This window comes from Streptomyces sp. NPDC021115 (assembly GCF_044333065.1).
Taxonomy (GTDB): domain Bacteria; phylum Actinomycetota; class Actinomycetes; order Streptomycetales; family Streptomycetaceae; genus Streptomyces.
Map to the genome: position 1 here is coordinate 445658 of NZ_JBIRQF010000001.1, position 12445 is coordinate 458102.

General features: G+C 70.3%; 14 protein-coding genes. All 14 read right to left on the reverse strand.

The features are described 5' to 3' along the window. Positions 1-2: 2 nt before the first annotated feature. A complete protein-coding gene (gene atpA, locus ACH4TL_RS01980; RefSeq protein ID WP_398313404.1) occupies positions 3-1574 on the reverse strand; it encodes a F0F1 ATP synthase subunit alpha in 1572 nt (523 codons plus the stop codon). 90 nt (positions 1575-1664) lie between these two features. Continuing rightward, positions 1665-2480, reverse strand: coding sequence for a F0F1 ATP synthase subunit delta (locus tag ACH4TL_RS01985; protein ID WP_398313402.1), 816 nt, complete (start codon positions 2478-2480; stop codon positions 1665-1667). Further along, positions 2477-3040 carry a F0F1 ATP synthase subunit B gene (locus tag ACH4TL_RS01990; RefSeq protein ID WP_398313400.1) on the reverse strand — a complete coding sequence of 188 codons (564 nt, stop codon included), beginning with the start codon at positions 3038-3040 and terminating at the stop codon, positions 2477-2479. The genes ACH4TL_RS01985 and ACH4TL_RS01990 overlap by 4 nt, the downstream gene beginning before the upstream one ends. Before the next feature lie 43 nt (positions 3041-3083). Continuing rightward, positions 3084-3326, reverse strand: a complete 243-nt coding sequence (locus tag ACH4TL_RS01995; protein ID WP_398313398.1) for a F0F1 ATP synthase subunit C — start codon at positions 3324-3326, stop codon at positions 3084-3086. A 78-nt stretch (positions 3327-3404) separates the two neighbouring features. Beyond that, on the reverse strand, positions 3405-4214 hold the full coding sequence (atpB, locus tag ACH4TL_RS02000; RefSeq protein ID WP_398313396.1) for a F0F1 ATP synthase subunit A: 810 nt from the start codon (positions 4212-4214) through the stop codon (positions 3405-3407). Between the two features lie 264 nt (positions 4215-4478). Next, positions 4479-4934 carry a hypothetical protein gene (locus ACH4TL_RS02005; RefSeq protein ID WP_398313394.1) on the reverse strand — a complete coding sequence of 152 codons (456 nt, stop codon included), beginning with the start codon at positions 4932-4934 and terminating at the stop codon, positions 4479-4481. Between the two features lie 232 nt (positions 4935-5166). Beyond that, a complete protein-coding gene (locus tag ACH4TL_RS02010) occupies positions 5167-6516 on the reverse strand; it encodes an undecaprenyl/decaprenyl-phosphate alpha-N-acetylglucosaminyl 1-phosphate transferase (RefSeq protein ID WP_398313392.1) in 1350 nt (449 codons plus the stop codon). Positions 6517-6572: 56 nt separating this feature from the next. After that, a complete protein-coding gene (locus tag ACH4TL_RS02015; protein ID WP_398313390.1) occupies positions 6573-7037 on the reverse strand; it encodes a hypothetical protein in 465 nt (154 codons plus the stop codon). A 428-nt stretch (positions 7038-7465) separates the two neighbouring features. Further along, positions 7466-7693, reverse strand: a complete 228-nt coding sequence (locus ACH4TL_RS02020) for a hypothetical protein (protein ID WP_398313388.1) — start codon at positions 7691-7693, stop codon at positions 7466-7468. A 71-nt stretch (positions 7694-7764) separates the two neighbouring features. After that, positions 7765-9015: a serine hydroxymethyltransferase gene (gene glyA, locus ACH4TL_RS02025; RefSeq protein ID WP_398313386.1), complete on the reverse strand. Its 1251-nt coding sequence runs from the start codon at positions 9013-9015 to the stop codon at positions 7765-7767. A 67-nt stretch (positions 9016-9082) separates the two neighbouring features. Further along, on the reverse strand, positions 9083-9745 hold the full coding sequence (locus tag ACH4TL_RS02030; protein WP_398313385.1) for a protein-tyrosine-phosphatase: 663 nt from the start codon (positions 9743-9745) through the stop codon (positions 9083-9085). Next, positions 9742-10389: an L-threonylcarbamoyladenylate synthase gene (locus tag ACH4TL_RS02035; protein ID WP_398313383.1), complete on the reverse strand. Its 648-nt coding sequence runs from the start codon at positions 10387-10389 to the stop codon at positions 9742-9744. Before ACH4TL_RS02035 ends, ACH4TL_RS02030 begins: the two co-directional genes overlap by 4 nt. Before the next feature lie 47 nt (positions 10390-10436). After that, positions 10437-11282 carry a peptide chain release factor N(5)-glutamine methyltransferase gene (prmC, locus tag ACH4TL_RS02040; RefSeq protein WP_398313381.1) on the reverse strand — a complete coding sequence of 282 codons (846 nt, stop codon included), beginning with the start codon at positions 11280-11282 and terminating at the stop codon, positions 10437-10439. A 41-nt stretch (positions 11283-11323) separates the two neighbouring features. Beyond that, on the reverse strand, positions 11324-12394 hold the full coding sequence (prfA, locus tag ACH4TL_RS02045) for a peptide chain release factor 1 (protein WP_398313379.1): 1071 nt from the start codon (positions 12392-12394) through the stop codon (positions 11324-11326). Positions 12395-12445: the final 51 nt, after the last annotated feature.

Sequence of the window (12445 nt, forward strand, 5' to 3'; positions counted from 1 at the left end):
ACTCAGCCCTCGCCCAGCAGCTTGCCGTCCGAGGTCTCGAACTGCTTCTTGAAGCTGTCGACGGCCTCGCCCAGCGCCGCGATCGTGTCGGCGGACATCTTGCCGCCCTCGACGATGCTGGTCAGCAGACCCTTGTGCTCACGGTGGAGGTAGTCCAGCAGCTCACGCTCGAAGCGGCGGACGTCCTCGACCGGCACGTCGTCCATCTTGCCGTTGGTGCCGGCCCAGATGGAGACGATCTCGTCCTCGGTGGAGTACGGGGCGTACTGGCCCTGCTTCAGCAACTCGACCATGCGCGCACCGCGCTCCAGCGACGCCTTCGAGGCCGCGTCCAGGTCGGAACCGAAGGCGGCGAACGCCTCCAGCTCGCGGTACTGGGCGAGGTCCACGCGGAGGCGGCCGGAGACCTGGCGCATCGCCTTGTGCTGCGCGGAACCACCGACTCGGGAGACCGAGATACCGACGTTGAGGGCCGGCCGCTGGTTGGCGTTGAACAGGTCGGACTCGAGGAAGCACTGACCGTCGGTGATGGAGATGACGTTGGTCGGAATGAACGCCGACACGTCGTTCGCCTTGGTCTCGACGATCGGCAGACCGGTCATCGAGCCGGAGCCCATCTCGTCGGAGAGCTTGGCGCAGCGCTCCAGCAGCCGGGAGTGCAGGTAGAAGACGTCACCCGGGTAGGCCTCACGGCCCGGCGGGCGGCGCAGCAGCAGCGACACGGCACGGTAGGCGTCGGCCTGCTTGGACAGGTCGTCGAAGACGATCAGGACGTGCTTGCCCTCGTACATCCAGTGCTGGCCGATGGCCGAGCCGGTGTAGGGGGCGAGGTACTTGAAGCCCGCCGGGTCGGACGCCGGGGCGGCGACGATCGTCGTGTACTCCAGGGCACCGGCCTCCTCCAGCGCGCCGCGCACGGACGCGATGGTGGAGCCCTTCTGGCCGACGGCGACGTAGATGCAGCGGACCTGCTTCTTCGGGTCGCCGGAGCGCCAGTTGTCACGCTGGTTGATGATCGTGTCGACGCACAGCGCGGTCTTGCCGGTCTGCCGGTCGCCGATGACCAGCTGACGCTGGCCACGGCCGATCGGGGTCATGGCGTCGACGGCCTTGTAGCCGGTCTCCATCGGCTCGTGCACCGACTTGCGCTGCATGACCGTGGGGGCCTGAAGTTCGAGGGCGCGGCGGCCCTCGGTCTCGATCTCGCCGAGGCCGTCGATCGGGTTGCCCAGCGGGTCGACGACACGGCCGAGGTAGCCCTCGCCGACGGCTACCGAAAGGACCTCGCCGGTGCGGTGCACCTGCTGGCCCTCCTCGATGCCGCTGAACTCGCCGAGGACAACGGCACCGATCTCGCGCTCCTCGAGGTTGAGGGCGAGGCCGAGGGTGCCGTCCTCGAACTTCAGCAGTTCGTTCGCCATGGCCGAGGGAAGACCCTCGACCCTCGCGATGCCGTCGCCGGCAACGCTGACCGTACCGACCTCCTCGCGCGAGGCCGCGTCCGGCTTGTACGCCTGGACAAAGTTCTCCAGCGCGTCCCGGATCTCCTCCGGCCGGATCGTGAGCTCCGCCATCTGGGTTCCCTGCTCTCCTTGTTGGGCCCGAAGTAAGTGACTACGGCCCAACTCGGGCCGCTTACATGCTTGTTGAGTTGGTGGCTTGAGTCAGCCGGCCATCCGTCGGCTCGCCTCTTCGAGGCGGTCCGCGATGGTCCCGTTGATGACCTCGTCGCCGATGCGCACCACGATCCCGCCGAGGACCTCGGGGTCCACGTCGAGGTTGAGGTGCACCTGGTGTCCGTACAGCCCCGCCAGGGCGGCGCCGAGGCGCTCCTTCTGCCGGTCGCTGAGCGGCACCGCCGAGGTGACGACCGCGACCATCCGGTCCCGACGCGCCGCGGCGAGCTTGGACAGCTCGTCGAGACCCGCCTCCAGGCTACGTCCGCGCGGCTGGGTCACAAGACGCACGACAAGCCGCTCGGTGACCCGGTCGGCCCGGCCGCCCAGCAGCTCGCTGACCAGTCCGGCCTTGGCCGTACCGTTCGCGCGCCGGTCGGCCAGCGCCGACCGCAGCTCGGACGAGGAGGAGATGATCCGGGCGAACCGGAACAGCTCGTCCTCTACGTTGTCCAGGGTGCCGGCCCGCTGGGCCGCCACCAGGTCGGCGCTGCTCGCCAGCTCCTCGACCGCGTCCGCGAGGTCGCGCGAGCGCGACCAGCGGGAGCGGACCATGCCGGAGACCAGGTCCAGGACCTCGCCGCCGACCTGCCCGCTCAGCAGGCGCCGGGCCAGCTCGGCCTTGGCCTCGCCGGGCTGCGCCGGGTCGGTGAGGACCCGGCGCAGCGAGACCTCACGGTCGAGCAGCGCGGTGACGGCGGCCAGCTCGTCGGCGGCGACAGCCGCGTCGACGGACGTGTTGTCCGTCAGCGCGTCGAAGCGCTCGCGCGCGGCAGCCAGTGCCTCCCTGCTCGCTCCGTTCATCGTCCGGCCTCGGCCTTCGAGCCGTCGGCCGCCTTGGCCTCGAGGTCGTCGAGGAAGCGGTCGATGGTGCGGCTCTGCCGGGCGACGTCCTCGAGGGACTCGCCGACGATCTTGCCGGCCAGGTCGGTGGCGAGCTTGCCCACGTCCTGGCGCAGCGCCGTACCGGCCTGCTTGCGCTCTGCCTCGATCTGGGCGTGACCGGCGGCGACGATCTCCTCGCGCTGCCGCTGACCCTCCGCACGCATCTCCGCGATGAGCGCGGCACCCTGCTCCTGCGCCTCCTGGCGCAGCCGGGCGGCCTCGTGACGGGCGTCGGCGAGCTGGGCGCGGTAGTCCTCGAGGACCTGCTGCGCCTCGGCCTGGGTTGCCTCGGCCTTCTCCATTCCGCCCTCGATCGCCGCGCGGCGCTCGTCCAGAACACGGTTGATGTTCGGGAGGAGCTTCTTGGCGAAGAAGATGAAAACGATGGCGAAGGCGATCAGGCCGATGACAAGCTCTGGGATCGGCGGGATGAGCGGATTCTCCGCCTCACCCTCCGCCAGGTGTACCAGGGCGTTCACATCATTGCCTTTCGTCGGATGTGGCTCGGCTCACGCCGGGGCGTCAGCTGGGGTAGACGAACGGCATAACCAGACCGATCAGGGCCAGCGCCTCACAGAGCACGAAGCCGAGGATCTGGTTGGCGCGGATCAGACCGGCAGCCTCGGGCTGACGGGCCAGTGCCTGGGTGCCGTTACCGAAGATGATGCCGACGCCGACACCGGGGCCGATCGCGGCGAGACCGTAACCGATCGAGCCGAGGTTGCCCTGGATGCTGGTCGCGGCGAGGGTCTGGAGAGCGGACATGCCGTTTCTTCCTTCTCTTTCACGGACCGGTGGGGATTGGCCACCGGACGCCCTTAAGGACGGGAGCTGACGTGGTACTCAGTGGTGCTCGGCGAGAGCACCCTGGATGTAGCTGCACGCCAGCAGGACGAAGACGTACGCCTGGAGAGCCTGGATGAACAGCTCGAAGGCGGTCAGCAGGATGGTCATGACGAACGAGACGCTCGCATAGGCGATCCCGATGCCGTTCAGCAGGTACCAGCTGGCGATCGTGAAGATCAGCAGCAGCACGTGGCCCGCGAACATGTTGGCGAAGAGCCGGACGGCGTGGGTGAACGGCCGGATGATCAGGTTGGAGAGCAGCTCCAGCGCCATGACCACCGGCAGGACCCCGCCGAGCGACTTGTCGTAGCCGGAGATGTTCTTCCAGCCACCGACGAAGCCGTGCTTCTTGAAGGTGAGGCTGACCCACAGGATGTAGACGATCGCCGCGAGTCCCGCCGGGAAGGCGATGATCGACGTCACCGGGAACTGGGCCAGCGGGATCACGGACCAGAGGTTCATGATCCAGATGAAGAAGAACAGGGAGACCATGAGGGGGACGTACTTGTCGCCCTCCTTCTTCCCCAGGGCCTCGTAGACGACGCCGCGGCGTACGAAGTCGTAGCCCGCCTCGCCGATCATCTGGAGCTTGCCGGGGACGACCTTGGCCTTCCCGAACGCGGCCCAGAAGAACGCCACGACGACGACGGTCCCCAGCAGGGCCAGCAGTATCGGCTTGTTGAACTCGAAGCCGCCGATCGTCGCAATCGGCTCGAACGTGAACGAGTGAAGCCCTGGGGCCGGGAAGCCGCACCCGTTGAAGATGTGGCAATCGGTCTCGAAGGCGAGCGTCTGGTCAGGACTCACCGCGAGCTCCTTCAGCGTGGCGCATGGGTACGGCAACCTCGATGTGTCGGCGCGGCGCATGGCCACGGAACGGCACTGGACTGGTTCTTACGAATGTGGGGGCGGCTTGTGTGCACAAGACCGATGGGCTCACGGGCAGCAGCTGCATGAGCGGCCGATTCCGTCCCCTGGAATCCGGGGGTTCAGCCGCGTGCGCCCGCTGTGCCTCAGATGAAACCGGACGATAGCAGGTGAGCGCAGGCGCCCTTATACCGGCCCTACAGATCACGACGCGGACCCGGCGGGGGAGGCTTCCTTCTCCCCCGCCGGCTTCCGTTCGTCCTCGGCTTCCGGTTGCACGTAGAGGATCTTGGCCTTCATGTGGGCACGGGTCTGCGCCGCGATCCACGTCAGTGTCGCGGCGAGCAGGGAGAACGCGAACGCCCGGGTGCTGAAGAGGGTGGTGTCCTTGAAGACGGCCAGCAGCACGGCGATGAGCAGGAACTGCACCATGTAGAGGGCGAGGCCCATCATCTGGAACAGCTGCGGAAGATACTTCGCGGTGCGCACGAGCACGATCAGGTCGATCGTCATGACCGCGGCCACGAGAACCGTCCCGAAGGCGGCACCGATCGCGCCCTTTCCACCGGCGAGCACAGAACTGGCACCAACGGCGACCACCCCGACCACGGCGGTGGGCACGGCGCAACTGAGCAGCGTTCTGGCGTCGTTGGACTGCATGAAGGGTTTCTCCGGCAAGAGTCGGAAGCAACGATTCGTCGTGGACGAGCGTATCCCCGGGGAAGGGAAGAACCTCACGGCGAAGGACCGTCGCACTACGGTCCCTGGGCTCTAGCACCGGGTTTAGTGAACGGTATCACAAACTATTTGATGAGGTCTTTACCCGTCCTATGTGCTGCACATCACACACGAGAGTGACGCACCGCGCACACGTTGACGCGATGCGTCACCGTCACTGCGGGGTTCCGATCTTCCTGCGATGGGTGAAACGGGACCGGTCACCGATCGCGGTGGCGCCGTTGATTCCGGCCGGCAGCGGCTCGGGGGTGGCCGCCTCCGGCTGCCCCGCCGCGGGTGCGACGGGCTCCTCCGCGCGGGCCGCCTGCGTGGCCCCGGCGGGCTGAGCGGTCGTGGCCCGGCGCCGGTAGCGGGGCGGTACGAACGCCTCCGCCCACGTCGGCACGCGCGGGGTGAACCGCGGCAGCAGCAACAGCACCAGGCCGACCGCGCTCAGCACCACGATCGCGAGCACGAACCACACACCGGCCGAGTTCACCGAGTACGCGACCGCGCCGAAGGCGATCAGCGCCGACCAGAAGTACATGATCAGCACGGCCCGGCTGTGCGAGTGGCCGATCTCCAGCAGCCGGTGGTGCAGATGGCCGCGGTCCGCCGCGAACGGCGACTGGCCCCGCCAGGTGCGCCGGACGATGGCGAGCACCAGGTCGGCGAAGGGCACCGCGATGACGGTCAGCGGCAGCAGCAGCGGGATGTAGACCGGCACGGTGGCGTGCACCGCCGCCGTCTCGGACCCGGCGAACAGCTTCATCGCGTCCGGGTCGACCTGGCCCGTGATGGAGATGGCGCCCGCCGCGAGCACCAGCCCGATGAGCATCGAGCCCGAGTCACCCATGAAGATCCGCGCGGGGTGGGCGTTGTGCGGCAGGAAGCCCAGGCACATGCCCATGAGGACGGCGGCGAACAGGGTCGCGGGGGCGGCGGCCTCCAGGCCGTAGCCGAACCAGATGCGGTAGGCGTACATGAAGAACGCGGCGGCGGCGATGCACACCATGCCGGACGCCAAACCGTCCAGCCCGTCAACGAAGTTGACCGCGTTGATGGTGATGACGACCAGAGCCACCGTCAGCAGCGTGCCCTGCCAGGGCGTCAGGGAGACGGGCCCCACACCGGGCACCGGGAGCCACAGGATGGTCAGACCCTGGAGCACCATCACACCGGCGGCGATCATCTGGCCGCCCAGCTTGATGAGCGCGTCCACGCCCCACTTGTCGTCCAGCACCCCGAGCAGCCAGATGAGCCCGGCGCCGGAGAGCAGCGCGCGCGGCTCGTTGGACGCCTCGAAGACGTCCTTGAGGTTGGTGAGGTGAGCGGCCACCAGCAACCCCGCGCAGAGGCCGCCGAACATGGCGATGCCTCCGAGCCGCGGAGTGGGCTCACGGTGCACATCGCGCGCCCGGATCTCCGGCATCGCACCAGCGGCGATGGCGAACTTCCGCACCGGCCCGGTGAGCAGATACGTCACCGCGGCCACGATGCACAGAGTCAGCAGGTATTCACGCACCTATTCCCCAGACGTCGCGGGAGGCAGATCAGGGTCACACCCTAGGAGACCTCACCCTAGCCTGCTCCGGTTCCCGGTGTGCCGCGGACCGGCAGGGGCGCGTGGTGCTCCACGGCCGCCTCGGCGAACCTTCTGCGCATGTACGACAGATCCTCCAGCAGCCCGGTGGAGGTGACCGGACGGGACCGCTGGGACCCGGTGATCCGCCCGATCGGCAGCGCCCCGGTCCGGTCCCACAGCAGCCGTCCGTCGTCGCCGACGCGGCTGCGGGTCCGGTCCCGGTTGTCCGGGTGCAGACAGTGCGGAATGTCCAGATAGCCCGCGCGGAAGGCGCGCAGCAGGGCCTCCCCGACGTCCGGGTGAAGGTTCAGTACGGCTTCGGTGAGGGCGGCGGCCTCCCGGTAGGTCTGGGTGTCGGTCCCGGGGTCGGGAGCCGGGCCGGTGCGGGCCGCCGCCCGGTCCCCGTACTCCAGCGCCGCCACGTTCTCCTCGATGGTCGGGATGCGCCGGGGTTTGGGCACCGTCCGCACAGCCTGCGCAGCGCCGCCACCGCCTCGCGGTCCCCACGCTCGCGCAGCCCCGCGAACACCTCGCAGCTCTCCCGCCAGTTCCGTACGGACTCCGCCAGCGGGGTGCACCCGTAGGGCAGGCAGTACGAGACCGGGCCGCCCTCGCCGGCGCCCAGGCCCAGCCGGGGGTGATGGTGCCCACGGTGAGGGCGTCGGCGGCGCGGGCGGGCGGGCCCGCGTGGAGGGTACGGACGAAACCGCTCAGGGCGGCGACGGGGTCGGCGCCGTCGGCGAAGACCGCGTCGAAGTCCGCGGCCATCAGTTCGGCGACCCGTTCGCCGTCCTCGTCCCCGGTGACGCCCAGCTTCCCGCCGATCACAACCAGGACGTCGTCGGGACGCAGGGGCCGAGGTTGACCACGCCGTATCCCAGTTCCTCGATCAGCAGTTGCAGGAACACCAGGTTCCAGGTGTGGGCGTCCGAGGCCAGCGCTGCTCGGCCGTCGCGGCGTTCCCGATGACCAGCTTCGGCTCCGCGTCGCGCACCACCGAGCGCCGATGGAACGGCTTCACCGCCGGGTTCGGCGGGACCAAGCCCGCGCCGCGCCGCGCGGTGCCGTGGTCCAGCAGCGGGCCCGGTTCAGGGGTCTCGCCGGTGTACGCGGCCAAGAGCCTGGACTCCCCTCAAGGGCCCGGTACGGCGGCCACGACAAGGCCATACGAATTACCGCACCCGCGCATTACCGGGGATACGGCGGAAATGCCGCGGCCAGTTCCCTGACCTCCTCGCGCACCGCGCGCTCGCGCAGGGCGGCCGTCAGCAGCGCGCCGATCCGCCGCATCTCCCCCTCCCCCATGCCCTGCGTCGTCACCGCCGCGCTGCCCAGCCGCAACCCCCGTACGCAGCCGCCGGGTTCGGTGGCGGAGGCCAGCGCGCAGGTGTCCAGGATGATCCCGGCAGCCGCGCAACGGGCCTTCGCCATACGTCCGTCGAGCCCCAGCGGGGACGTGTCGACGGTGATCATGTGGGTGTCGGTGCCACCGGTGGCCACCGTCAGGCCCTCCGCCGCCAGCACCTCGGCGAGGGTGCGCGCGTTGGCGACGACCTGCTGGGCGTACGCGGCGAACGCGGGCGTGGCGGCCTCGCCGAACGCCACCGCCTTGGCCGCCACGGTGTGCATCTGGGCGCCGCCCTGGGTGAAGGGGAACACGGCGCGGTCGACCCGCTCGGCCAGCTCCGCACCGCACAGCAGCATGCCGCCGCGCGGCCCGCGCAGCACCTTGTGCGTGGTGGCGCACACCACGTCCGCGTGCGGCACCGGGCTGGGCGCCGCCTTCCCGGCCACCAGGCCGATGGGGTGGGCGGCGTCGGCGACGAGATACGCGTCCACCTCGTCGGCGACGGCCCGGAAGGCGGCGTAGTCGAGATGGCGCGGGTACGAGATCGAGCCGCACACGATCGCCTTCGGGCGATGGGCGAGCGCCAGCTCGCGCAGCCGGTCGTAGTCGATCAGCCCGGTGGCCGGGTCGACGCCGTAGCCGATGAAGCGGAACCAGCGGCCGGAGAAGTTCGCCGGGGAACCATGGGTGAGGTGGCCGCCGTGCGGCAGCGCCATCGCCAGCACCGTGTCGCCCGGCCGCAGCAGCGCGGCGTACGCGGCGAGCACCGCGGAGGAGCCCGAATGCGGCTGCACATTGGCGTGGCTCGCGCCGAACAGCGCCGTCGCCCGGTCCTGGGCCACCCGCTCGGCGACGTCGACCTGCTCGCAGCCGCCGTGGTGACGGGCCCCGGGATAACCCTCGGCGTACTTGTTGGCCAGCGGCGACGCCAGGGCGGCCAGCACCGCCCGCGACGTGTGGTTCTCCGCGGCGATCAGCTGGAGACCGCCCCTGACCCGCTCCAGCTCGCCCAGGATGATCCCGGCCAGCTCGGGGTCCTGCCGGGCCAGCTCGCCGAAGTCCGGCCCCCACGGAACCGCGCTGACGGCCATCGCGTGCTCACATTCGTCGGGCGTCACCCCCAATGTAGGCCCGCCCCGGTGGCAGCGCGCGCCGGAACTAGGCGGGCGCCGGGACTCCCGTGAGGGCGGTCACGACCGGGTCCAGCGCCTGGTTGATCTCGTCGCCGATGGAGCGGAAGAAGGTGATGGGCGCCCCGTACGGGTCGTGCACCTCGTCCGCCTCCTCGTTCGGCGCGAGCAGCCAGCCGCGCAGCGCGGCCGCCGCCTGGACCAGGGAGCGGGCGCGCTCGACCACGCCGCCCACCTCCTCCGGATCGGGCAGCGTCGCGGGGTCTATGGCCCGTACCAGCCGGGTGAACTCCTTGAGCGTGAACGTGCGCAGCCCCGCGGAGTGGCCCATCGAGATGACCTGCGCCCGGTGGTCGCGGGTCGCGGTCAGCACGAGGTCGGCGCGGATGACGTGCTCGTCCAGCAGCTCCCGCCCGAGGAAGCCGTCCGGATCGGCGCCGAAGTCGGTCAGGACGGTGGCGGCGTGCGCCTCCATCGGCGCGCCCTCATGGCCCCAGGTGCCGGCGCTCTCCACGATCAGCCCGCTGGTGCGGGCGGTGCCGAGCCGGTGGGTGAGGGCATGCCGGGTCAGCCGCTCGGTGATCGGCGAGCGGCAGACGTTGCCGGTGCTGACGTGGAGGATGCGGAACGAGGTCTCCGCGTGCTTCGCACGCTGTTCCGCTATGCCACGGCCCGTCTCAGGGGCTGTCAATTCGCCACCTCGAGGTCGGGTACGACCTCACGGAGCTGCTCGGCGGTCAGCGCGCCCGCCCGCAGCAGCACCGGGACCTTACCGGTGACGTCGACGATGGAGGAGGGCACCGCGGCCGGGGTCGGACCGCCGTCGAGGTAGACCGAGACGGAGTCGCCCAGCATGTCCTGGGCGGCGTCGCAGTCCTGCGGGGACGGGTGGCCCGTGAGGTTGGCGCTGGAGACCGCCATCGGGCCGAAGTCGTTCAGCAGCTCGATCGCGACCGGGTGCAGCGGCATCCGTACCGCGACGGTGCCCCGGGTCTCGCCCAGGTCCCAGGTCAGCGACGGCTGGTGCCGGGCCACGAGGGTGAGGGCGCCGGGCCAGAAGGCGTCGACCAGCTCCCAGGCCATCTCGGAGAAGTCGGTGACCAGGCCGTGGAGGGTGTTCGGGGAGCCGACCAGGACGGGGGTCGGCATGTTGCGGCCCCGGCCCTTGGCCTCCAGCAGATCGCCGACCGCCTCCGCGCTGAAGGCGTCCGCACCGATGCCGTAGACGGTGTCGGTGGGCAGCACGACCAGTTCGCCGCGGCGGACGGCGGACGCGGCCTCGCGCAGGCCGGTCTTGCGGTCGGTCGCGTCCCCGCAGTCGTATCGCCGTGCCATTTAACGGTCCTCCTCGTACGTGGCCAGTGTGTGGTGCGGTGCCGCGGTCACGGCATGGCCTTCCGCGCGGTGGCGAAGCGGGGCCGCTTGTTCAGGTCGGGGTGGTCGGCGGCGTCCGCCCAGCCACGCTCCTCCGTGAAGATCCACGGCACCTGCCCGCCCTGGGTGTCTGCGTGCTCGATGACGACCACACCGCCCGGCCGCAGCAGCCGGTGGGCCGTGCGCTCCAGGCCGCGGATCACATCGAGGCCGTCCTCACCGGAGAAGAGCGCGAGCTGGGGGTCGTGATCGCGCGCCTCCGGCGCCACGTACTCCCACTCGGTCAGCGGGATGTACGGGGGGTTGCTGATGACGAGGTCCACCTGTCCGTCCAGCTCGGGCAGCGCCGTCAACGCGTCTCCTCGCTGGAGAACGACGCGGGACCCCTCGACGTTCTTGCGGGCCCACTGGAGGGCGCCCTCGTCCAGCTCGACGGCGTGCACCCGGGACCGGGGCACCTCCTGGGCGAGGGCCAGGGCGATGGCCCCGGAGCCGGTGCACAGGTCGACGATGAGGGGTTCGACGACGTCCATGGCCCGGACCGCGTCTATGGCCCAGCCGACGACCGACTCGGTCTCCGGGCGGGGCACGAAGACGCCCGGGCCCACCTGGAGCTCCAGGTAGCGGAAGAAGACGCGGCCGGTGATGTGCTGCAAGGGTTCGCGGGCCTCACGCCGGGCGACCGCCTCCCAGTAACGGGCGTCGAAGTCGGCGTCGGGCACGCCGTGCAGCTCCCCCCGCTTGACGCCGTGCACGAAGGCGGCCAGCTCCTCCGCGTCGAAGCGCGGGGAGGGCACGCCCGCGTCGGCCAGCCGCTGGGTGGCCTGGGCCACCTCGGCGAGCAGCACATTCACTGAATTCCTCCAGCCGGTTCGTAGGTGCGAAGAGGAAGGTCCTACTGGGCCGCCGCGAGCTTCGCCGCCGCGTCGGCGTCGACGCACGCCTGGATGACGGGCGCCAGCTCCCCGTCGAGTACCTGGTCCAGGTTGTACGCCTTGAAGCCGACCCGGTGGTCCGAAATGCGGTTCTCCGGGAAGTTGTACGTACGGATGCGCTCGGAGCGGTCGACGGTGCGGACCTGGCTGCGGCGCGCGTCCGACGCCTCGCGCTCGGCCTCCTCCTGGGCCGCGGCCAGCAGCCGCGAGCGCAGGATGCGCAGCGCCTGCTCCTTGTTCTGGAGCTGGCTCTTCTCGTTCTGGCAGGAGACGACGATGCCGGTGGGCAGGTGGGTGATGCGCACCGCGGAGTCGGTGGTGTTCACCGACTGGCCGCCGGGGCCCGAGGAGCGGTAGACGTCGATCCGCAGGTCGTTGGGGCCGATCTCGACCTCGACCTCCTCGGCCTCCGGTGTGACCAGCACACCGGCCGCCGAGGTGTGGATGCGGCCCTGCGACTCGGTCGCGGGCACCCGCTGCACGCGGTGCACCCCGCCCTCGTACTTCAGCCGGGCCCATACGCCCTGGCCGGGCTCGATGGTGCCCTTGGCCTTCACGGCCACCTGGACGTCCTTGTAGCCGCCGAGGTCGGACTCGTTGGCGTCGATGATCTCGGCCTTCCAGCCGATCCGCTCGGCGTACCGCAGATACATCCGCAGCAGGTCGCCCGCGAACAGCGCGGACTCCTCGCCGCCCTCGCCCGCCTTGACCTCCAGGATCACGTCCTTGTCGTCGCTCGGGTCGCGCGGGACCAGCAGCAGCCGCAGCTTGTCGGTCAGCTCCGCGCGGCGCAGCTCGAGATCCTTGACCTCGTCGGCGAAGTCGGGGTCGTCCTGGGCCAGCTCCCGGGCCGTCTCGATGTCGTCCCCGGCCCGCTTCCAGTCACGGTACGTGTCGATGATCGGGGTCAGCTCGGCGTAGCGCTTGTTCAGCCGCTTCGCCTCGCGCTGGTCGGCGTGGACCGCGGGGTCGGCGAGCCGCTTTTCGAGGTCGGCGTGCTCGCCGATCAGTTCCTCGACCGCCTCGAACATGAGGGCTCCCTGGGGGGTCTGCGGGGACGCGGGTGATACGTACGGGTGAAG

Coding starts and splice junctions, on each gene's coding strand:
- atpA (WP_398313404.1), bottom strand. CDS start 1,574: ATGGCGGAGCTCACGATCCGGCCGGAGGAGATCCGGGACGCGCTGGAG.
- ACH4TL_RS01985 (WP_398313402.1), bottom strand. CDS start 2,480: ATGAACGGAGCGAGCAGGGAGGCACTGGCTGCCGCGCGCGAGCGCTTC.
- ACH4TL_RS01995 (WP_398313398.1), bottom strand. CDS start 3,326: ATGTCCGCTCTCCAGACCCTCGCCGCGACCAGCATCCAGGGCAACCTC.
- ACH4TL_RS02005 (WP_398313394.1), bottom strand. CDS start 4,934: ATGCAGTCCAACGACGCCAGAACGCTGCTCAGTTGCGCCGTGCCCACC.
- glyA (WP_398313386.1), bottom strand. CDS start 9,015: ATGGCCGTCAGCGCGGTTCCGTGGGGGCCGGACTTCGGCGAGCTGGCC.
- ACH4TL_RS02035 (WP_398313383.1), bottom strand. CDS start 10,389: ATGGCACGGCGATACGACTGCGGGGACGCGACCGACCGCAAGACCGGC.
- prfA (WP_398313379.1), bottom strand. CDS start 12,394: ATGTTCGAGGCGGTCGAGGAACTGATCGGCGAGCACGCCGACCTCGAA.